General features: G+C 37.4%; 18 protein-coding genes and 2 tRNA genes. 11 read left to right on the top strand and 9 right to left on the bottom strand.

Going from position 1 to position 20,535, the window contains the following annotated elements; translation table 11 throughout:
• Positions 1-147: 147 nt before the first annotated feature.
• The 3 genes from uxaC to ACYIAR_RS08205 form a co-directional block, all read right to left on the bottom strand.
• A complete protein-coding gene (uxaC, locus tag ACYIAR_RS08215; protein WP_480333382.1) occupies positions 148-1,551 on the bottom strand; it encodes a glucuronate isomerase in 1,404 nt (467 codons plus the stop codon).
• Between the two features lie 125 nt (positions 1,552-1,676).
• A complete protein-coding gene (locus ACYIAR_RS08210) occupies positions 1,677-2,534 on the bottom strand; it encodes a 3-keto-disaccharide hydrolase (RefSeq protein WP_480333380.1) in 858 nt (285 codons plus the stop codon).
• Between the two features lie 113 nt (positions 2,535-2,647).
• Positions 2,648-4,141, bottom strand: coding sequence for a Gfo/Idh/MocA family protein (locus tag ACYIAR_RS08205; RefSeq protein WP_480333378.1), 1,494 nt, complete (start codon positions 4,139-4,141; stop codon positions 2,648-2,650).
• Between the two features lie 701 nt (positions 4,142-4,842).
• Between ACYIAR_RS08205 and ACYIAR_RS08200 the strand changes: the two genes are divergently transcribed.
• The 3 genes from ACYIAR_RS08200 to ACYIAR_RS08190 are packed head-to-tail and all read left to right on the top strand — an operon-like array spanning position 4,843 to position 7,805.
• Entirely contained in the window at positions 4,843-5,061 is a 219-nt protein-coding gene (locus tag ACYIAR_RS08200; protein WP_480333376.1) for a DUF4492 domain-containing protein, read from the top strand.
• Between the two features lie 12 nt (positions 5,062-5,073).
• Entirely contained in the window at positions 5,074-6,624 is a 1,551-nt protein-coding gene (locus ACYIAR_RS08195; protein ID WP_480333374.1) for a cytochrome ubiquinol oxidase subunit I, read from the top strand.
• 29 nt (positions 6,625-6,653) lie between these two features.
• Positions 6,654-7,805, top strand: a complete 1,152-nt coding sequence (locus ACYIAR_RS08190) for a cytochrome d ubiquinol oxidase subunit II (protein WP_480333372.1) — start codon at positions 6,654-6,656, stop codon at positions 7,803-7,805.
• A gap of 100 nt (positions 7,806-7,905) precedes the next feature.
• Here the strand turns inward: ACYIAR_RS08190 and rprY are convergent, their stop codons facing one another.
• Complete coding sequence (gene rprY / locus ACYIAR_RS08185; protein WP_480333370.1) at positions 7,906-8,637, bottom strand: response regulator transcription factor RprY; 732 nt, start codon at positions 8,635-8,637, stop codon at positions 7,906-7,908.
• Between the two features lie 2 nt (positions 8,638-8,639).
• Positions 8,640-10,196 (bottom strand): sensor histidine kinase, encoded by a 1,557-nt coding sequence (locus ACYIAR_RS08180; protein WP_480333368.1) that lies wholly within the window; start codon positions 10,194-10,196, stop codon positions 8,640-8,642.
• 318 nt (positions 10,197-10,514) lie between these two features.
• Here ACYIAR_RS08180 and ACYIAR_RS08175 point away from each other — a divergent pair, with 318 nt between their 5' ends.
• A complete protein-coding gene (locus ACYIAR_RS08175) occupies positions 10,515-11,360 on the top strand; it encodes a hypothetical protein (protein ID WP_480333366.1) in 846 nt (281 codons plus the stop codon).
• A gap of 98 nt (positions 11,361-11,458) precedes the next feature.
• On the opposite strand, the gene ACYIAR_RS08170 is transcribed toward ACYIAR_RS08175, so the two are convergent.
• Positions 11,459-12,541, bottom strand: a complete 1,083-nt coding sequence (locus ACYIAR_RS08170) for a mannose-1-phosphate guanylyltransferase (RefSeq protein WP_480333364.1) — start codon at positions 12,539-12,541, stop codon at positions 11,459-11,461.
• 551 nt (positions 12,542-13,092) lie between these two features.
• On the opposite strand from ACYIAR_RS08170, the gene ACYIAR_RS08165 reads away from it, so the two are divergent.
• The 5 genes from ACYIAR_RS08165 to ACYIAR_RS08145 all read left to right on the top strand — a co-directional run bounded on the left by ACYIAR_RS08165 (position 13,093) and on the right by ACYIAR_RS08145 (position 15,864).
• Positions 13,093-13,176, top strand: a tRNA-Leu gene (locus ACYIAR_RS08165).
• Positions 13,177-13,265: 89 nt separating this feature from the next.
• Positions 13,266-13,835, top strand: a complete 570-nt coding sequence (locus tag ACYIAR_RS08160) for a Crp/Fnr family transcriptional regulator (protein ID WP_480333363.1) — start codon at positions 13,266-13,268, stop codon at positions 13,833-13,835.
• 76 nt (positions 13,836-13,911) lie between these two features.
• Positions 13,912-15,051: an acyltransferase gene (locus ACYIAR_RS08155; RefSeq protein WP_480333361.1), complete on the top strand. Its 1,140-nt coding sequence runs from the start codon at positions 13,912-13,914 to the stop codon at positions 15,049-15,051.
• Between the two features lie 98 nt (positions 15,052-15,149).
• Entirely contained in the window at positions 15,150-15,671 is a 522-nt protein-coding gene (locus ACYIAR_RS08150) for a GNAT family N-acetyltransferase (protein WP_480333359.1), read from the top strand.
• Between the two features lie 109 nt (positions 15,672-15,780).
• A tRNA-Leu gene (locus ACYIAR_RS08145) sits at positions 15,781-15,864 on the top strand.
• A 10-nt stretch (positions 15,865-15,874) separates the two neighbouring features.
• Here the strand turns inward: ACYIAR_RS08145 and ACYIAR_RS08140 are convergent.
• Positions 15,875-16,750 (bottom strand): DMT family transporter, encoded by an 876-nt coding sequence (locus ACYIAR_RS08140; RefSeq protein WP_480333357.1) that lies wholly within the window; start codon positions 16,748-16,750, stop codon positions 15,875-15,877.
• 269 nt (positions 16,751-17,019) lie between these two features.
• On the opposite strand from ACYIAR_RS08140, the gene ACYIAR_RS08135 reads away from it, so the two are divergent.
• On the top strand, positions 17,020-18,234 hold the full coding sequence (locus ACYIAR_RS08135) for an aminotransferase class V-fold PLP-dependent enzyme (protein ID WP_480333355.1): 1,215 nt from the start codon (positions 17,020-17,022) through the stop codon (positions 18,232-18,234).
• A 103-nt stretch (positions 18,235-18,337) separates the two neighbouring features.
• Positions 18,338-18,940, top strand: coding sequence for a ribonuclease HII (locus ACYIAR_RS08130; protein WP_480333353.1), 603 nt, complete (start codon positions 18,338-18,340; stop codon positions 18,938-18,940).
• A gap of 10 nt (positions 18,941-18,950) precedes the next feature.
• On the opposite strand, the gene ACYIAR_RS08125 is transcribed toward ACYIAR_RS08130, so the two are convergent.
• Together ACYIAR_RS08125 and ACYIAR_RS08120 are read right to left on the bottom strand one after the other, a co-directional pair.
• Positions 18,951-19,379 (bottom strand): SufE family protein, encoded by a 429-nt coding sequence (locus tag ACYIAR_RS08125; protein ID WP_480333351.1) that lies wholly within the window; start codon positions 19,377-19,379, stop codon positions 18,951-18,953.
• 109 nt (positions 19,380-19,488) lie between these two features.
• On the bottom strand, positions 19,489-20,487 hold the full coding sequence (locus tag ACYIAR_RS08120) for a M28 family peptidase (protein WP_480333349.1): 999 nt from the start codon (positions 20,485-20,487) through the stop codon (positions 19,489-19,491).
• Positions 20,488-20,535 lie beyond the last annotated feature (48 nt).

Genomic DNA, 20,535 nt, shown 5'->3' with positions numbered 1-20,535 from the left:
CAAGTTACAGATGACAAGTTGAGAAGATACAAGTTAACAAGAGTTCTTAGATAATTAATTATAAAGTAACAGGAACTTTGACCTTGTTAAATTGTCTCTGAAACCTTGTCTGCTTTTAATTTGAGCAATTTGCGAAATTTAAATAGTTTAAAAATTAAAATATTGCTTAGCGTTATAGTAGCAAATATCTGCAACCATTTTATGAATATAATCCATTTCTGATTTTGGAAGTCTGCCGCTTTCAATATCCTCGCCAATAACACTACATAGTATTCTTCTGAAATACTCATGTCTTGGATATGACAAGAAACTTCGTGAATCTGTAAGCATACCGATGAAACGGCTTAACAGACCCAGTGAGGAAAGGGCGTTTATTTGCTTACGCATACCGTCTTCCTGGTCGAGGAACCACCATCCTGAGCCTAATTGCATTTTGCCTGGAACAGAGCCGTCGTTGAATGAATATGCCATTGTTGCCAGGACTTCCATATCTTTAGGGTTAAGACTGTAGAGTATGGTTTTTGTCAGTTTACCTATGCTGTTAAGTGAATCAAAGAATTTGTTTCCTTCCCATGAACAATTAACTTCAGCAATATTGTCATATCCTGTATCCGGACCAAGAAGGTTGAACATTTTTGTATTTGGATTTCTGATGACACTTATATGGAACTGTTGTGCCCATCCTTTTTCCCAGTCCATAACGGCAAGTTCGAATAAGAGTCCGCTTTTGAATTTGTAAGTTTCTTCTGAATCCAGGTTTTTCCCATCCATTACCTTGGCAAATAATGACGTCATTTCTGACTCAGTAACATCACCTGCCATAAAGTTTATAATGCCATGATCGGAAACTCGGCATCCCATTGAAGAGAAGAAATCATGGCGATTTCTAAGAACTTGCAATAGGTCGGAATATGTTGAAATATTCTTATTGTCTGATTTTCCAAGTTTTTCTATATATGATTTGTATTGTTCCGGATTCTCAACAGCCATAACCTTATCCGGTCTCCATGTAGGATAAACTTTTATGTCTTTTACTTCATTGGCTATTATTGAATGATATTCAAGAGAATCAGCTGGGTCATCTGTTGTGCAAACTGTTTCGACCTTGAATTTTCTCATGATTTCTCTAGCTCTAAACTCTTCTGTTTGCAACAAAGATGTACAGTGTTCGTATATTTCACGGGCATTTTCCGGTTTCAATATCAGGTCAGTGCCGAATATTCTTTTCAGCTCAAGATGTGTCCAATGATAAAGAGGATTTCGCATAGTAGCAGGAACAGTCATTGCCCATTTCTCGAATTTTTCATAACTGTCTGCTGTCCCGGTAATGTATTTTTCATCAACACCATTTGCTCTTAAGGCTCTCCATTTATAATGGTCGCCCCCAAGCCATACTTCTGTTAAATCGTTGAATTGATGATTTTCCGCAATAAATTTCGGATCCAAATGACAATGATAGTCAATAATAGGAAGATTCTTTGCTGAGTTGTGATAAAGTTCTTCAGCTGCCTTATTGGTCAGCATGAAATTTTCGTTAACAAATGCATTCATAATAATTAGATTTATCTGACACACACTAAAAAAAATACCGTGATATCTGGCGTTGTAAAGAACGCAAGATATCACGGTATGATAATATTATATTTCAGTAAGGTTTTAACTTACAGAATTACAAATTAGTCTAACACCTTGATACGAAGATTGCGATACCAAACATTGTCGCCATGATCCTGCAAACCGATGAAACCTTCTTTGTTTTCACCACCACAATTCAACAGCAATTCGTAAGCCAAAGGCCATTTTTCTTTGCTGAATTTGCTCTTATCAAGCATTTCTTTCCATGCTGGAGTCCACAAGTGGTATTCAACAACTGGGTTTTCACCATTCAAATAGTGTACAACTGTTCCTTTGTAAACCATGATTTTACCTTTATTCCATTCTCCGTATGGTTTTGCTGTCTGAGGGTTAGCCGGAATCATATCGTAAAGAGATGCTGATTTACGGTTACCATCTTTACCCAATTTAGCATCTGGGTGGTTTTCGTTATCCAAAACCTGATATTCAGGAGCTGAAATATAAGCAGGCTGACCTTCTACTTCCTGAATCATGTAGAATACACCTGAGTTAGAACCTTTGTCTACTTTCCATTCAAATTCGAATTCGAAATTCTGGAACTTGTGAGCGAAAATCAAATCACCACCATTAGCAGCACCAGCTTCACCAGCGCCAGAACCTTTGATGTGAATTGTTCCGTTATCGATTACCCAAGCACCTGGAACTTCTGTCTTGTTGTAACCTCTCCAACCGTTGAAAGTCTTACCGTCGAACATTGTAATCCAACCATCTTTGTCTTTAGGGAATGTTGACAAATCAACAGTAGGAAGATCCATTAATTTATATTCAGGAGTTGCAGCTTCTGCTGCTGCTTCTGTTTTTGTAGCTTCTTCTGCTGGAGCTTCAGCTTTTTTGCCGCCATTACATGATGCGAACATCATCAATGCAGCTGCACTTACTAGTAATACTGACTTTTTCATATTTAGTTTATGAGTTTAAATCTTTTTTTATGAATTGACAAATTGACAAGGTTTGTGAATATTAATTCCAAACCTTGTCAACTTGCTATATAGTGTTTAATGCTTTATTCTAATTATCTAGGCATATCTGGCAATTTCCAACCAGCACGATAATTATGTTTAATCAATTCAGCAGCGAATTGTTTAGCATTAATTGGGTCTGTCCAAGTCTTGTTGAATGAAGGGTGACCATCTTTGATTGTGAAACCGTCCTTGATACAAGTCTTGATAGTTTCGTTATCACCGATATTTGTGAACTGCATATTAACACCATCCCATTCCAAAACTTTGTTAAGAGCCTGCAAACGGATAGCCAATACACCCATAACAACCATTTCGTTGAAACGACCTGCTTCTTCGAAACGAGATTTCAATTCACGACGGTTTTCTTTGCTTTCTTTACAAGCCTGAACCCAATCTTTTTCATGACCGCCACCCATTGCGTTTTCAACACGACGGCATACTTTAGGAGCGTTAGGCACACGACCTGACAACAAGAATGGTTCCTGACCGTAGCAACCGCAGATCAAAGTATCTTTTGTTCCGTGGAAGATAGTCAAACCACCACCAGGACCCATCAACTGTTTGCCCTGAGGGAATCCTTTTGGACGATCTGGCATCATACCACCATCATACCAGTGAACTTCAACTTCAGGCATAGCAACCTTAGGCATATTTTCACGAGCAGGGAATATCATTTTAACATGCTGAGCCTGTGGAGCGCAAGCATTCAAAAGCAATGTTGATGAACCTTCAACTTTTGTAGGATAGCCTAATTTCAAAGCTTTGAAAGGCTGGTGCATGATGTGGCAAGCCATATCACCCAAAGCACCTGTACCATAATCCCACCATCCACGCCAGTTCCAAGGATGATAAATAGCGTTATATGGATTCAATTTTGCAGGACCTGTGAACAAATCCCAGTTCAATGTCTTAGGAATACGGTCTTCTTTTTCAGGAGCGTTCAAACCCTGTGGCCAAATTGGACGGTCTGTAGCGCATTCTACTTTATATACATCACCGATTTCACCGTTCCAAATCCATTCGCAAACCAAGTCAGTTCCTTCAGCTGAAGAACCCTGGTTACCCATCTGAGTTGCAACACCTGTTGATTTAGCCAAGTTTGTAAGCAAACGAGATTCGTAAACTGAGTGAGTCAATGGTTTCTGGCAATATACGTGTTTGCCCAAAGTCATTGCATCAGCAGTGATCATTGCGTGAGTGTGGTCTGCAGTTGCGATGATAACAGCGTCAAATTCTTTTGCGCATTCGTCATACATCTTGCGGTAGTCCCAATATTTCTTAGCATTTGGGTTTTCTTTGAATACACCGTCTGCGTATTTCCAGTCAACGTCACAAAGAGCAACGATATTGGCTTCGCCTGATTTTTTAACATTATTAATATTTGCATGACCCATACCACCAATACCAACGGCAGCAACATTCAATTTATCAGTTGGAGCAACATATCCATGGCTCTTACCAAGGATTGAACTAGGGGCAATTGTCAAGGCTGCAGCAGCAGCAGTTCCTCTTTGAAGAAAAGATCTTCTTGAAATGTTTGACATAATAATACCTTTTATAGATTAGCACTTGGTTTAATAAAATCGTGTTTTCCATTAATCCCATAGTGGGATTGACTGATGCAAATATAGTACTATGAGTTTTACAAACCAACGCTTAATTCGTTCTTTCTTTATAAAAATAAATATTTTTAACATTGAGTATTCTGTCGTTATATCTACTCTATATTATTATATTGATTTGAAACAATGATATTTATCTCTTTACTATGAACTTCAATTTACATGTACATGAATTTTCTGTTATATAATAGATAATGTATCGTATAAGATTTTATACTGCTTATTTCAAGCATTCTATACCTTATTCTGTATAAACTCTAATATACTTCTATTTATTATCATTATTTCTTTATATCAACATAATGACTGATGCAATTTGACTAATATTTATGTTTGATTCACCTGGGTGAGCTAATCAATCCACCTAGGTGGTTCAATCAACTCACCTAGGTGAATCGATTTTTTTATCAGAATCGAACAACCGAATTATTGTGACGATATATACATATTATTGTGTTAAGTTTCACAAGTGGTTCAATTAAAAAATTGGCAGGACTACAGAGGCGAGTTGAGCACTTCGAAACTTTAATAAATTAGTATTGTGCGAAACAAAAAAATATTATCTTTGGAAATTATGATATAGTAAATTTCATGTATAGTTGTTGCTTTAAATGCTTATATGTATGAATACAATCACATCTATTCTTCGCTTTTATATTGAAGGTTTCAAGAGTATGACAATAGGCAAAGTCTTGTGGACTATTATTTTGATAAAGCTATTTATCATGTTCGTACTTTTGAAGCTCTTTTTCTTCCCGGATTTTCTAGGCAAGTTTGAGAAAGACGAATGTAAGATTGATTATGTATCTACTGAATTAGTAAATAGAGCTATAAATCCTTAAATTTTTATTTTTATGTTTGAGAGTGTTGATACTTCTTTGGTTGAGTGGTCAAGGGCTCAATTTGCTTTGACTGCTATGTATCATTGGCTTTTTGTCCCATTGACTTTGGGCTTGGGTGTGATACAGGCTATTATGGAAACAATCTATGTCCGGACAGGAAAAGAGGAATGGAAAACCACTGCCCAGTTTTGGATGAAACTGTTTGGTGTAAATTTTGCCATAGGTGTTGCTACCGGTTTGATTATGGAGTTTGAATTTGGAACAAATTGGTCTAATTACAGTTGGTTTGTTGGAGATATTTTCGGTGCTCCTTTGGCAATTGAAGGAATCGTGGCATTCTTTATGGAAGCTACGTTTATAGCTGTAATGTTTTTCGGATGGGAGAAGGTCAGCAAGCGTTTTCACTTGGTTTCCACATGGCTTACGATTGTAGGAGCTTCTTTGTCGGCATTGTGGATACTTGTAGCTAATGCTTGGATGCAATATCCTGCAGGAATGCAGTTTAATCCTGATACAGTTAGAAACGAGATGTTTGATTTCTGGGCTGTAGCCTTGTCGCCTGTTGCGATAAATAAGTTTTTCCACACTGTTATTTCCAGCTGGATTGTCGGGGCTGTATTTGTAATAGGTGTAAGTTCTTGGTATCTTATAAAGAAAAGAGAGAAAGATTTTGCTCTTCGCAGTATAAGAGTCGCAGCATTGTTTGGACTCACTGCTTCAGTTCTTACATTGTGGACAGGAGATAATTCCGCATATCAGGTCGCTCAGCGACAGCCTATGAAGCTTGCGGCAATGGAAGGACTTTATCAGGGAAAATCAGAGGCAGAACTGGTAGCTTTCGGTATTCTTAATCCTCAGAAAAAAACATACAATGATGGTGAAGAACCGTTTTTGTTCAGTATAGATATTCCTAGTATGCTGTCTTTACTTGCCGAGCGTCAACCTGATGCGCATGTACTTGGAATAGATAATCTGATAGAAGGCAATTATACGGAAGATGATGGCTCAACGGCTCTTTCGACAACTGAAAAGATTGAAAAGGGAAAAATCGCGATTCAGGCATTGGCTAATTACAGAAAAGCTTTGAAAGAAGACGATAAGGAAGAAATGGCAGTACAAAGAGCCATCCTGGATGAGAATTTTAAATATTTCGGTTATGGTTATATCAAAGACCCGGCAGATTTGATTCCTCCAATCGGTATGACATTCTATTCTTTCCATATCATGGTTTTGCTTGGAGGTTTCTTCATTGTATTGTTTATTGCTGCATATTATATGGAAAGAAAGGGGATGTTGGAAAAGGCACGATGGATGCAGTATCTGAGCCTGATTTCAATTCCTCTTGCTTATGTAGCCAGTCAGGCTGGCTGGATTGTTGCCGAAGTGGGACGTCAGCCATGGGCAATACAGGATATATTGCCAACTTGTGCTGGAATATCCAGACTTGAAACATCATCTGTTCAGGTAACATTTTTCCTATTCCTTATTCTTTTCTCCGTGTTGTTGGTTGCCGAGATTGGAATAATGATAAAGGCTATAAAGCAAGGTCCTGGTGAACATTAATTAATTTACTACATTAAAAAGAATATATTATGAATGAAACATATTTGTTATTGCAGCAATATTGGTGGTTTTTGATTTCGCTACTTGGAGCATTGTTGGTGTTCCTGTTGTTTGTACAGGGCGGACAGTCATTGTTGTTTCAGATTGGCAAAACGGAAATAGAGCAGGTTATGCTTCTTAATTCTACCGGCAGGAAATGGGAGTTTACTTTTACCACGCTTGTAACTTTCGGCGGAGCATTTTTTGCTTCTTTCCCTTTGTTTTATTCAACCAGTTTCGGAGGTGCATATTGGGTTTGGATTCTTATTCTGCTTTGTTTTGTTATTCAGGCAGTGTCTTATGAATATCAGGCAAAGAATGGAAATCTTCTTGGAAAGAAAACATATCGTGTGTTTTTGTTGCTTAATGGAATACTTGGTCCGGTGTTGTTAGGTACGGCTGTGTCCACATTTTTCCATGGAGCTTCGTTTGTTGTAAATAAAGAGCAGCTGACAGATATTGCAATGCCGGTTATTTCGTCATGGGCTTCACCTTGGCACGGGCTTGAGGCAGTAGCCAATCTATGGAATGTTTGTTTGGGCGTAGCAGTGTTTTTCCTTGCCCGCGTATTGGGACTTCTTTATTTTATCAACAATATTAATAATGAAGTAATTTATTCGAGATGCCGCAAACAATTGTTGCCGGAAGCTGCATTGTTCCTGCTTTTCTTTTTGGTTTATTTGGTTCATCTTATGCTGACGGAAGGTTTTGCTGTAAATCCTGAAACTTCTGAAGTGTATATGGAAAGATTCAAATATTTCAACAATTTGATGTCTATGCCTTTGGTGCTTCTTGTTATGTTGGTTGGAGTTGTCGGAGTGTTGTGGGGAATATTCAAGACGTTGACAACTTCGGCATATAAGAGTGGAATATGGTCTGCCGGAATAGGAACAGTTCTTACGGTTCTTTCCCTTTTGTTGTGCGCAGGACTTAACAATACTGCATATTATCCATCTGATGTTGATTTGCAGAGTTCGCTTACTCTGGCAAACAGTTCATCCAGTTTCTTCACTCTTAAAGTTATGAGTTTCGTATCGTTGCTGATACCGTTTGTGCTTGCCTATATTTTTTATGCATGGCGAGCATTGGACTTAAAGAAAATAACTGTTGAGGAAATGAATGGTGACGGACACAGATATTGAGTGCTTATAAAAACGGAGACATCGGGAACACAGATAAATATATTTCTGTGAACCCGATGTCTCCTCTTTTTTTATTCAATATTGTTGTCTTTTTGAAAGATTACAACACCTGAATACCATCTTCTCTTGACTGTTCTTCGCCTGAAGGAGTTATAAGTTTATAACCTTTACCGTGGATGTTGATGATTTCGATTCCCGGATCATCTTTCAACAGTTTACGAAGTTTAGTGATATAAACGTCCATGCTTCGAGCATTGAAATAGTTGTCGTCAACCCAAATAGTCTTCAACGCATAGTTACGTTCAAGTATTTCGTTAGCATGAGCGCAAAGCAAGCTCAGAAGTTCACATTCTTTAGTTGTAAGTTTAGTAACTTTTTCACCGATAGAAAGAGTCTGTTTCTGAGTGTCGAACAAGAAGTTTCCTAATTTGTAGAATGGAATGTCTTTCATCTTCTTACCTTTAACACGGCGAAGGATTGCCTCGATACGAAGCAGCAACTCTTCCATGCTGAAAGGTTTAGTCAAATAATCATCAGCACCAATCTTAAAGCCTTCAAGAATATCCTCCTTCATAGTTTTTGCAGTAAGGAAGATAATAGGTATATCCGGATTAATAGAACGGATTTCCTGAGCCAAAGTGTAACCATCTTTTTTAGGCATCATTACGTCCAATACGCAAAGGTCATATTTGCTCTTAGTGAAACCTTTATATCCGGCTTCTCCGTCAGGGAACAAGTCAGTAATATAACCTTTAGCTTGCAAGTATTCTCTCAAAAGCATACCTAAGTTTTCGTCATCTTCACAAAAGAAGATCTTCAGTTTTTCTTCCATAATTAACTTTTTATAAGAGGTAAAGTAATAATAAATTTCGTTCCTATATTTCCGTTTCCGGATTCCGCACGGATAGAACCTTTGTGGTCTTCAATTATCTTTCTGACGTAGGCAAGTCCTAATCCGAATCCCTTAACATCGTGTTTGTTGCCGGTTGGAACTCGGAAGAAACGGTCAAATACTTTCTTTAAATATTCTTTTTTGATACCAATACCGTTATCTTCAACAGAAATCATAAGCTTTCCGTTTTCGTTCCATGTGCGTGCCATCAGTTCAAGAGGAACTTCCGGACGGCGATATTTTACGGCATTGTCCATCAAATTAAACAATACATTTGTAATATGCATTTCATCAACATAAATTGTTGAGTCTTCTGCCTGAAGGTCAATATCAAGCCTACCTCCGTATTTCTCCACTTTCAGAGCAAATGTATTTGCAATGTTCACCAGCAAATCGTTGGCATCAATTTCCTTCAGTTTAAGAGTTGCTTTCTGACGTTCGAACAACGACATCTGAAGAACCTTTTCAACAAGGAAGCTCAAGCGTTTTGTTTCGTCGTTTATAACACCTGATATATGTTTGAACACATCCGGACTCTTTGTTATATCCGAGTCTTTTAGCATCTGCGCTGCCAGTGAAATGGTTGAAACCGGGGTTTTCAACTCGTGTGTCATATTGTTGATGAAATCGTTTTTCATTTCCGACAAACGCTTTTGACGGAACACAATGAATATTGTGAAAATAAAAGTGACAAGAATAAGCATCGAGAATATGACCGAAGGCACAATGAATGTGATGCTGCTTCTAAGATAATCACCTTTAGTCGGGAAATATACTTTCAGATAATTCTGTCGTGATGGCGGATCATTCGGAAATAAAACCTGAGTTATAACGTCCGAAGGAAGTGGCTTTTTGCCTGTGTCTTCACTTTGATAAACTACATTTCCGTCTTTATTAATAACAGTAAATATGAATGGTAAGTTCAAACCATTGTTAATAAATTCTGTTTTTAAATAATTATTTAACTTTTTAAAGTCTACTCGCTCCTGAATAGGCTTCAGATTCGCTGTGTGCAATATGTTATATATTACTTCTTCAATCAGTCCACCCTGATATTGATATCTTCTTTTCAGAGTTTGCTGCAAATCTTTTGAAGTTGTTATGATATCATTCGTAGGCTGCTGGGAAAGTGCTGAGCGCGGAGTGAATTTCTGACTGCTGAAACTCTGAAGCTCAATCTGCTGGACACCTCCGTTTGAATCGGTTATTTGAAGCTGATATTTTTCTTCGTTTATGATTTGCCCCAATGATGCGGAATTAACTCCTTTCCGATACATGAAATTGTGTTGTCCGCGGTTGATATCGTCTTCCAGATATTTTTTCGTTTCATCCAACTCCAGGCTTTTTGATACTTGAAGCATACTGCGTTTTACAGTTTCGTTGAACTGCTCGCTTCTGGTTTTCATAATTATACTTACATAGTTTACCTGTAAGTACAGAAGTCCAGCAAATGCAAACGCCATAACTGTAGCAAGTAACCAAATTGTTGACTTTTTCATCCTTTTTTCCTTTCTTCTGATATCTATGGCAAATAACGCGTGTTTTGCTTGAATATTTATATAACAAATGTGAAAAATAGCCTCTTCAAATGTTAATTTATTCTCTATCTGCTTGACTTGCGGATATTTATGACAAATGTTAAAAGCCTCATATACTTTGTCTATTAACATGAATCAGAGGTTTCTGCTTTCTTTATTTTTGTTTAAACATTGAATTAATAGTGAATAATTGTTCCTGGTTCATTTATAGAGTTAAATCAGTCTAATAACGAGTATGTTTCAATTTCAGATTACACCTGATTGTATATATTTGCTGCCATGAAATGTGGAATCAGCATATTATTTCTTTTTATCGTAGCTTTCCCTGCATTTGTACATTCTCAGGTGTGGAGCAAGGAAGACTCGTTGTGGCTGGCAAATATATTGTCGGGGAAGGACACTTTACGTCTTAATTTCGAAACACAGCAAGCTATAAAGGAAGGACGGTTGCTGAATGTTGACAAATCTCCGCTCGGAACCATGAAAATGGCGCCGGCTAAAAACTTTGTCATATCCAAGGATTTCTCCGAGTATATAAAGAAAGAAAAAGATACCACACATTATCTTGTTGCACTTAAAGATTTGCCTCCTCAGGTTTTCTGGCGCTACGGACGGGATTTGGACCCGCGTGATGCTATGCGTTTCTCTGCTTTCGACAGGGACAAGCCGGCTAAGAGTATGGTTATGCCCGGAGCCGACGGGTTGTCATTCAGTATTGCAGCCTTGCTGGCATACAGCTTCGCCCCTGTTTATCGTCAGAAAGTAAAGAACCGCAAGAAGGCTACAGCTCATAAAGTGTATGACAAAATGCCTACTCTTGCCTTGCAGCAAAAGCAGCGTGCTTATCGCGAGGCTCATCCGGAAAATGTTTTGCCGATAGGAGAGAAGTATTCTTCCCGAAAATATTCAGAAGAAAACTTGCCGTTGCCCGACATAATTAAGCGTCCTAAAGAAAAGAAAACGCAGGTAAAGCTTGCACCAATAGATACGCTGCCTAAGAATTTTGAAATAGCTTCAATAGATTCTTTGACGAATAAGGCGGATAGTATTTTCAGGAAAGATTCCACAGTTATATTATTGGGTGGAAAATATAAGAAAGAAGTTTCAACTCCGGAAATTCGATAAAAAAACAGAAGCACAGAAATTACGGATATTGCCCGAAGGCGAATTACTGTTCCGTATTTTCTGTGCTTCTATAATTAAAAAACTATGGTGATTTTCGGTTATGAAAATTCTTTTCCGTATTTCATCAATGCATCAGCCATATATTGTTTGATTCTTTCTTCTTCGTCTCTTTTGCATATCAGCAGGACGTTTCCTGATTCTGCAACGATATAATCGTTGAGCCCTTGCATAACAACAAGTCTGTTAGGATTTGCCACAGCAACAACATTTCCGCTGCTTTCGTATTGCAATGTTTCAGTTTTGAACAAAGCCGCATTTCCATTTTCATCCTTTTCTGCCATATCATAGATTGAACCCCATGTTCCAAGGTCGGCCCAACCGAAATCTACGCATAGCATATAGACGTTGTCCGCTTTTTCCATCACGCCATAGTCAATTGAAATATTCGGACAATATGGGAAGTGTTTGTCGATAAATGCTTTTTCCTCTTCAGTGTTGAAAATGTCTTTTCCCAAATCCATGCACTGAGCAACGTCAGGGAGATATTTTCCGAGTGCTTCCAATATAGTGTCGACATTCCATATAAACATACCGGAATTCCAGAAAAACTCGCCACTCTCATAGAAAATCTTGGCAAGCTCAAGGTTCGGCTTTTCTGTGAATGTCTTCACCTTTGTGAATTCTCCAACCATTTTTTCACTGCTTTGGATATATCCGTATGCAGTTTCCGGGCGGTTAGGCTTGATTCCTAAAGTTACGAGAGCCTTGTTTGTCTTAACGAAATCCAAAGCCTTCTTGACATCTTCCAGAAAAACATCTTCGCGGATAATCAGATGGTCAATCGGGGCAACAACTATGTTTGCGTTCGGATTGCAAGCTTTTATGCGATAAGACGCATATGCAATACAAGGAGCAGTGTTGCGGCGAGCCGGCTCAAGCAGAACTTGTGAGTCGTTAATTTCAGGCAACTGCTCTTTTATGATTTGGGCATAGCGCTCGTTTGTGACAATATAAATATTTTCAACCGGTATTATTTTCTTGAATCGGTCAACAGTAATCTGTAAAAGGGAGCGTCCTGTACCGAAAAAATCAAGAAATTGTTTCGGATGGTTTTCTCTGCTGAATGGCCAGAATCTGCTTCCTATGCCTCCACACATGATAACGCAATAATTATCTGTCATAGTAATATCAAGGATTAATTATACATACTACAAATCTAACGAAATTATCTTGTAATTATTCCATGATTTGAAAAACTTTTGTTTTTTATATTCTATTTATGTTTCTGCTGTTCAATAAGTGTTGGATGTAGTTGCATTTGTTCAATACTATGATTAATTTTTTTAGATGTCAGATCAGCATGAAAATGTATTTCTTACTTTTTCATTTCTGATTTATGTAATAAAGAATTATGGATATTTAGCTATAGATATAGAGTTTCTATTAATTAGATGCTAATCAGAGAATTGCATTTTCAGTGTATTTTTTGATGTTGGAAAACTTTTTCCATATATTATGAAAAAGTTTTTTCATATATTGTGAAAAATAAATTCCATATATATGAAACAAAATTTTCATCAATACAAATTAGCTTGGAAATATTGTATGTTCAAAATGTAAATATAATGAGTAATCAGTGTCGTAAAAATACTTTTTTGCTATTTTTTTATCCAAAAAGTTTGGAGATTAAAAAAAAAGTCCTACCTTTGCAACGCATTTGAGAAAAACAAATGCCCAGATGGCGGAATTGGTAGACGCGCTGGTCTCAAACACCAGTGGATTCACTTCCATGCCGGTTCGATCCCGGCTCTGGGTACATTTTTAGGGCTAGAAATCTAACTTTAGGATTTCTAGCCTTTAGTTTTTTTGTATATATCTAATACTTCTGTTATTATTGTGTAGATTATGCCTTTCCAAAATATTATAAAATCAATTAGAAGATATTATCCTGTATCTGACGGTTCTGTCAGTCAGCTTACTGATAATTTTACGATTCATAATTTTCCTGCAAAGCATTTGATAATAAGAGGTGGTATTATAGATAGAAATGTTTATTTCATTGAAAGGGGACTGACTCGTTCATATTGTCTTGTAAACGGGGATGAACATACGACTTGGTTTTCCAAGGAAGGTGATATCACTTTTGGTTTATTATGTTTGTATCATAATAAAGCGGGGTTTGAATATGTTGAAACAGTTGAACCTACTTTGGCTTATTCAATACCGATAAGTGTATTGAATAAATTGTATGATACAAATATTGAAATAGCAAATTGGGGGCGGATAGTTCATCAAGAATGTCTGCTTTCATTACAATGTGTAAGGATAGATAACCTTACTATGACGGCAAAAGAACGATATAATGTTCTTTTGAAGAGATTTCCGGATATCTGTCAGAGGGTTAACTTAGGTTATATAGCATCTTTCCTTGGTATATCTATATCTACGTTGAGCAGAATCAGGGCTGAAAAGTAAAAATACTAGAAAGCGTTTTTGATATATGTCAAAAATCATAAATCTCGTAGCCTTTACTTTTGTGTAAAAAAGTAGTATGGATGAATTATTGATTGATAAAAACGACAAGCGAATTGTATGGCTTGACTTTGTGAAGTTTATTGCTATTTTTATGATGATAGCAGTACATTGTACGGATAATGTAACTCCGGCAGAACGGTCTGAACCGTGGTATAATCTTTGGGGTAGTTTTTATGGCTCGTTTATGCGTCCGGCTATACCTTTGTTTGTAATGGTAACTGGTGCATTGCTTTTGCCTGTAAGGCAGAATATTTCTGCATTTTATAAAAAACGTCTGACAAGACTTGTTGTTCCTTTTATAATATGGTCTGTTCTGTATAACTTGTTTCCGTGGATAACCGGGTTGTTAGGACTATCGCCTACAGTAATTAATGATTTTTTTGCCTGGGCAGAACCAGACCAGTCTTTTTCCGGAGCTTTGCATAACATACTTATGATTCCTTTCAATTTTTCTATGCTGGCAGTACAGATGTGGTATGTTTATCTGCTTATAGGATTATATCTTTATATGCCAATATTTTCAGCGTGGATCAAACAAGCGTCGATAAAGGAACAGCAGGTGTTTTTGTTCCTTTGGTTTATATCTCTTTTTATTCCATATTTAAGGGAATATCTGACAAAAGATCTTTGGGGAACATGTTCCTGGAATGAGTTTGGTCTTTTGTATTATTTTGCCGGATTTAACGGATATCTGTTGTTGGGGTATTATATTGTAAACAATGATATTAATTTCAGTTGGAGCAAACTTGCTATTGTTGGTCTTCCTACGTTTGTTGTTGGATATTGTATTACATTCTTTGGTTTTAAATCCGTTACGGCAGTGCCTGAACAACCTGCTGAACTTGTTGAGCTGTTCTTTACTTATTGTTCTCCGAATGTTTTGATGATGACTCTTCCTGTTTTTCTTGTTGTTAGGAAAATTCAGTTTAGTTCTGTGATTATAAGACGCTTTTCTGTTAGTATTTCTACATGTACGTTCGGGATATGGATGTCTCACTATCTTTTCCTTGGTCCTTGTTATATGCTTGTAGAATCATTACCTTTACACACAATGGTAAAAATGATAGTATGTACTATATTATTATTGTCGGTTACTTGGGGATTTGTTTACATTGTTAGAAAATCTGGCAAGATTGGCAAATGGATAATGGGATAAAAAGGAGTAGATGTATAAATGCCTGGCAGATAATTATGTCAATTATCTTTGGTTTTTATAATTATTCTATTTTTTTTGTTTATAAAATAGAGAAGGTTATGGAGCATATTATTTTAGAAACTTCAAGATTACTGTTGCGTGAAATGAGGGTTTCCGATATGGATTCTCTGTCCTCGATTTTGCGTGATGATAAAGTAATGTATGCTTATAATGGAGCTTTCAACGAGGAAGAGACAGAACAATGGATGCAGAAACAACTTCAACGCTATAAGGATTTCGGATTCGGGTTGTGGGCTGTTCTGAAAAAAGATACTGGCGAAATGATAGGTCAATGTGGAATAACTATGCAGGAATATAATAATGAATTGGTACCTGAAATAGGATATTTGTTTGCATATAAATATTGGCATAATGGTTACGCCACAGAAGCAGCAATGGCTTGTCGGGAATATGGATTTGAGAAATTGCAGTTTGACGCTTTATATTCAATAATTAGAGATACTAATATTGCATCGCAAAATGTAGCTATTCGCAATGGAATGCATATTGTTGGCTCGATGGTAAAATATTACCGGGGAGAGGTGATGCCTCACGTTGTGTTTTGCGTAAGGAAAAGCTGAATTTTGTGTTTTGACTGCATAATTCTTTTTATTTGACAAAAAAGTTTGTGAAAAGTTTGCGCATTCAAAAATAATCACTACCTTTGCAACGCATTTGAGAAAAACAAATGCCCAGATGGCGGAATTGGTAGACGCGCTGGTCTCAAACACCAGTGGATTCACTTCCATGCCGGTTCGATCCCGGCTCTGGGTACTGAAGAGAGTCAAGCAGAAATGTTTGACTCTCTTTTTTTATTCTTGTTTTTGTTATAAGCCAAACGGAACATCTGTAATATTAAAGATAGCATAATCAACGAAAGGCCAGCATAGAAAGCTGTTCCAAACATTTTGTTTTCCTTGAAAAGAATAATTGCTAGCAAAATACTATAAACAGGTTCCAGATTAAAACTTAGACTGACGGTAAATGCGCTTATTTCTCTTTGTGCATTATTCAAAAGGAAACACATACATACAGTACATCCGAAAGCCAGCAGGAAAAGAAAGCAAAAATCATTTATTGTCGGTAAATATGTGGCATGCTGGACGTTCATGATATATACTGGAAGCAACAGTACGCTCAGGCCGGTGAATCCGCCAATCATTTGTAAGGCTGTTGTCCTGACTGCGTTGCGTGATGCACTTAATCTTTCGTTGAGTATAGCATAGAAAGCGAACAGTAGAGATGAAACAACACCGAAACCTATTCCAATACGATATGAACTGTCAAACTGGAATATAAGTGAAATTCCAAACAACGTCAGTGAACTAAGTAATAATTCTGCCCACGATATTTTTTGACGGTTAAGCATTGGAGATATGATTGCCGTGAAAAAACTGGACAGACAAAAACATATTACTCCAATAGAAACATTGGCGTATTTGATGCTACCATAGAAAAATATCCAATGAAGGGCAAGCAAAAGTCCTACGCTCAGCTCACGCCATTCGTTTTTCTGTATTATTGTTTTGTTTCCTTTAATATATAGTATTATTATAAGCATCAGTCCTGCCAGCAACATTCTATACCATGTTATGAGAACGGCATCCAGTGAAATCAGATTGCCTAATATTCCCGAACATCCTGCTAGCAGAATTGCCATATGTAATTGTATAAATGCTTTTTTCATTATTATTAGAATAAGGTGTTTTTCTATCTTTATTAATTAAAAGTAGAACTTGTAAAATATTTATATGCAAATATATAAAATACAGGATATCTGTTATTGAACGGAAAGTATTTATTACTTGTTAATGCATGCCTTTTATGATAAGCTAAAAAGGAAGAATTAATATTTTGTAAAGTGTCAATAGGAAATAAACATTGTATCTTTGCAAAATGTTATAACTACAACGAAGTTAAAGTATAATTATGTTAGATATAAATGCTATCAGACAAGATTTTCCTATCTTGTCGAAAACTGTTTACAACAAGCCTTTGATTTATCTTGACAACGGTGCGACAACTCAGAAACCTCGCTGCGTTGTGGAGAAAATAGAACATGGCTATTATAATGAAAATGCTAACATTCACCGCGGAGTTCATTTCCTCAGTCAGGCAGCGACGGAAGCTCATGAGGAGGCTCGCAAGACTGTGCAGAATTTTCTGAATGCTCGCTCATCTAATGAGATTATTTTTACCCGCGGAACAACTGAATCAATAAATCTGATAGCATCAAGCTTTTGCGACGAATGTGTTTCTGAAGGTGATGAAGTAATTGTTTCCGTTATGGAACATCATTCCAATATAGTTCCCTGGCAGATTCAGGCTGCAAAGAAAGGTATATCGCTGAAGGTTATTCCTATGAACGAAATAGGAGAGTTGGATATTGAGGCATATAAATCTTTGTTTTCTGAAAAGACAAGGCTGGTTTCTGTTGCTCACGTATCAAATGTTTTGGGAACTGTCAATCCTGTAAAGGAAATAATTGAGATTGCTCACGAACATAATGTTCCTGTTTTGGTGGACGGAGCACAATCTGTCCCTCATATTCCAGTTGATGTTCAGGATTTGGATGCAGAGTTTTATGTTTTCTCCGGACACAAGATTTATGGACCGACAGGAATTGGAGTTCTTTACGGTAAAGAAGAATGGCTGGACAAGTTGCCTCCATATCAGGGCGGTGGTGAGATGATTGCTACAGTTTCGTTTGAGAAGACAACATTCAACGAACTTCCGTTCAAGTTTGAGGCCGGAACTCCTGATTATATAGGTAGCACTGCTTTGGCTGAAGCGTTGCGATATGTAAATAATATAGGAATGAAAGAAATCGAAGCCTACGAACATGAATTGCTGAGATATGCAACAGAGAAGCTTTCTGCAATAGAAGGCATGAGAATTTTCGGTCAGGCTCGCGAGAAGAGTGGTGTTTTATCATTCCTTGTCGGAAATATTCATCATTACGATATGGGAATGCTTCTTGACAGACTAGGTATCGCAGTGCGTACGGGACATCATTGTGCGCAGCCTTTGATGCAAGCCTTAGGAATTGAAGGAACAGTGCGCGCTTCATTCTCTTTCTACAATACGAAAGAAGAAATAGATGTGCTGGCTGCTGGAATAGAAAGAGTCAGGAAGATGTTTTGACAGAGGAGTGGAGTAGTCAAGGAGTTAAGTAGTCAAGTAGGGAAATATCTTCTTGACTACTTAACTCCTCCACTTTTTAACTCCTAAAAATAACTATTACCATATGTTATCCCCATATATGAATTTCGGTGTTATAGAAGCCGGATGTGATGAGGCAGGACGCGGTTGTCTTGCTGGAGCAGTTTATGCAGCTGCAGTAATTCTTCCCCCGGACTTCCATAACGAAGATTTGAATGACAGTAAGCAGTTAAGTGAGAAAAAAAGATATGCTTTGCGTCCGTTAATAGAGAAGGAAGCTGTTGCTTGGGCTGTTGGTGTTGTTACTCCGGAAGAGATTGATAAGATAAATATTCTGAAAGCTTCTTTTCTGGCAATGCACAGAGCCATTGAACAGTTAAAAGTAAAACCGGAGCATTTGCTTATCGACGGAAACAGATTTACTCCTTATGAAGGAATTCCGCATACAACAGTGGTTAAAGGCGACGGCAAATATCTAAGTATTGCTGCAGCTTCGATATTGGCAAAGACATACAGAGATGATTATATGGATCGTCTTGCAGAAGAATTTCCTCAATATTCATGGAAAGAAAATAAGGGTTATCCCACAAAAGCGCATCGCGAAGCAATCCGCCAATATGGAATAACCCCTTATCATAGAAAGAGTTTCCAGCTACTTCCTCAGCAGCTGGAATTACCATTGTTCTGAAACTGATAAATCAAGCTTCCTGCTCTTTCGCACGGAAAGCCATTGCATAAAGACGCATTTGTTTCACCATAGCTACAAGTCCGTTTGAGCGAGTTGGTGACAAATGCTCTTTCAATCCTATAGCTTCGATAAAGTGAAGGTCTGAATCCAATATTTCCTGTGGTGTGTGATTTGATAAAACACTTATAAGTAAGGAAACAATACCTTTAACGATAACTGCATCACTTTCTCCTTTGAAAATGATTTTACCGTCCACATAGTCTGCCTGAAGCCATACTCGGCTCTGGCATCCTTCAATAAGATTGCTTTCTGTTTTGTATTTCTCATCAAGTGGCTCGAGTGAGTTTCCCAAGTCGATAAGCAATGCATATTTGTCCATCCAATCATCAAAGGCAGAGAATTCTTCGATGACGTTTTCTTGTATTTCGTTAATTGTCATATGTGTTAGTTTTTTGAGTTTATTAGTTTTTGAGTTTATTAGTTGACAAGGGAATAATCTTGTATCTGAAACCTTGTCAACTTGTTGCCTTGTTTTCTTATTCCTTACATTACTTCTTATAAACAACTTCCATCACTGTATGTCCTACAGCCTGAAGAGTTGCTTTGTCAATAAGTTTCATATTGTCATTGATTGTATGATGATATGAAGGAAATCCTGTTTCTGTTTCCGGATCATAGTTGATAATGTCAACGCAAGGAATGTTACGTCCTTCTATAACATATTGATGGTCGTCAACAATTGCGCCTCCATCGCCATTTATGAAATATTTTCCATAACCGAGATTACGTGCCGTTTCCCAAATAAGTTCTACATAGCGTGCTGCAAAACGTACAGAAGTATATTCTTTATAGAATACTGCATTTTTGGCACCAACCATATCAAGTAAGATACCGTATTTTGCACTATATCCCGGGATATGCGGATTCTTTGCCCAGAATTGTGAGCCGAGACACCAAGTGTTAGGTTTGTATGTCTTGACAAATTCCGGAGTTCCGTAATCTTCTGCATCGAAGAATATAATATCAATACCAACTTCCGGTTTGTTAAGATTGAATTGTCTTGCTAATTCCAGAAGGACACCAACACCACTGGCTCCATCGTCTGCGCCATCAATAGATGTATTATAGTTTTTGGGATTTGCATCTTTGTCAGCATAAGGACGAGTGTCCCAATGAGCAAAAAGCAAGATTCTGTTTTTATTTTCCGGATTATATGAACCGATAATGTTCTGAATGCTTAGATTGGTTCCATCATAAGCTTCCACGTTAGCTTCCTGTACGAAAACTTTTGCTCCGTGGCGTTCCAATTCTGATGCCAGATATGCTGCACAAGCCTTGTGCTCCGGTGTGTTTGGAACTCTATGGCCGAAGGAAACTTGCTTGTCTATATAATAATATGCACTGTCTGCATTGAAAGATGAGTTATTATTTTGAACAGTTTCCGTAGTTTCCTTTACATTTGTCTGTACTGGCTCTGAGTTTGTCTTGCTTGTATTTCCGCATGAAAACAAAGCAGAGGCTGCAGCAATCAAATATATTAGTTTCATAAATCTTGAGTTTTTGAGTTTTTATTTCAAATCTTGTAACAATTAAAA

It is taken from the genome of Parabacteroides sp. KHUB-01 (assembly GCF_056640935.1).
The sequence above is the reverse complement of the archived record's forward strand: the minus strand, read 5'-3'. Positions and strand labels throughout refer to the sequence as shown.

Bases quoted from the DNA above. Each gene is read 5' to 3' on its own strand.
- uxaC (WP_480333382.1), bottom strand. From the start codon at position 1,551: ATGAATGCATTTGTTAACGAAAATTTCATGCTGACCAATAAGGCAGCT.
- ACYIAR_RS08210 (WP_480333380.1), bottom strand. From the start codon at position 2,534: ATGAAAAAGTCAGTATTACTAGTAAGTGCAGCTGCATTGATGATGTTC.
- ACYIAR_RS08205 (WP_480333378.1), bottom strand. From the start codon at position 4,141: ATGTCAAACATTTCAAGAAGATCTTTTCTTCAAAGAGGAACTGCTGCT.
- ACYIAR_RS08200 (WP_480333376.1), top strand. From the start codon at position 4,843: ATGAATACAATCACATCTATTCTTCGCTTTTATATTGAAGGTTTCAAG.
- ACYIAR_RS08195 (WP_480333374.1), top strand. From the start codon at position 5,074: ATGTTTGAGAGTGTTGATACTTCTTTGGTTGAGTGGTCAAGGGCTCAA.
- ACYIAR_RS08190 (WP_480333372.1), top strand. From the start codon at position 6,654: ATGAATGAAACATATTTGTTATTGCAGCAATATTGGTGGTTTTTGATT.
- rprY (WP_480333370.1), bottom strand. From the start codon at position 8,637: ATGGAAGAAAAACTGAAGATCTTCTTTTGTGAAGATGACGAAAACTTA.
- ACYIAR_RS08180 (WP_480333368.1), bottom strand. From the start codon at position 10,196: ATGAAAAAGTCAACAATTTGGTTACTTGCTACAGTTATGGCGTTTGCA.
- ACYIAR_RS08175 (WP_480333366.1), top strand. From the start codon at position 10,515: ATGAAATGTGGAATCAGCATATTATTTCTTTTTATCGTAGCTTTCCCT.
- ACYIAR_RS08170 (WP_480333364.1), bottom strand. From the start codon at position 12,541: ATGACAGATAATTATTGCGTTATCATGTGTGGAGGCATAGGAAGCAGA.
- ACYIAR_RS08160 (WP_480333363.1), top strand. From the start codon at position 13,266: ATGCCTTTCCAAAATATTATAAAATCAATTAGAAGATATTATCCTGTA.
- ACYIAR_RS08155 (WP_480333361.1), top strand. From the start codon at position 13,912: ATGGATGAATTATTGATTGATAAAAACGACAAGCGAATTGTATGGCTT.
- ACYIAR_RS08150 (WP_480333359.1), top strand. From the start codon at position 15,150: ATGGAGCATATTATTTTAGAAACTTCAAGATTACTGTTGCGTGAAATG.
- ACYIAR_RS08140 (WP_480333357.1), bottom strand. From the start codon at position 16,750: ATGGCAATTCTGCTAGCAGGATGTTCGGGAATATTAGGCAATCTGATT.
- ACYIAR_RS08135 (WP_480333355.1), top strand. From the start codon at position 17,020: ATGTTAGATATAAATGCTATCAGACAAGATTTTCCTATCTTGTCGAAA.
- ACYIAR_RS08130 (WP_480333353.1), top strand. From the start codon at position 18,338: ATGTTATCCCCATATATGAATTTCGGTGTTATAGAAGCCGGATGTGAT.
- ACYIAR_RS08125 (WP_480333351.1), bottom strand. From the start codon at position 19,379: ATGACAATTAACGAAATACAAGAAAACGTCATCGAAGAATTCTCTGCC.
- ACYIAR_RS08120 (WP_480333349.1), bottom strand. From the start codon at position 20,487: ATGAAACTAATATATTTGATTGCTGCAGCCTCTGCTTTGTTTTCATGC.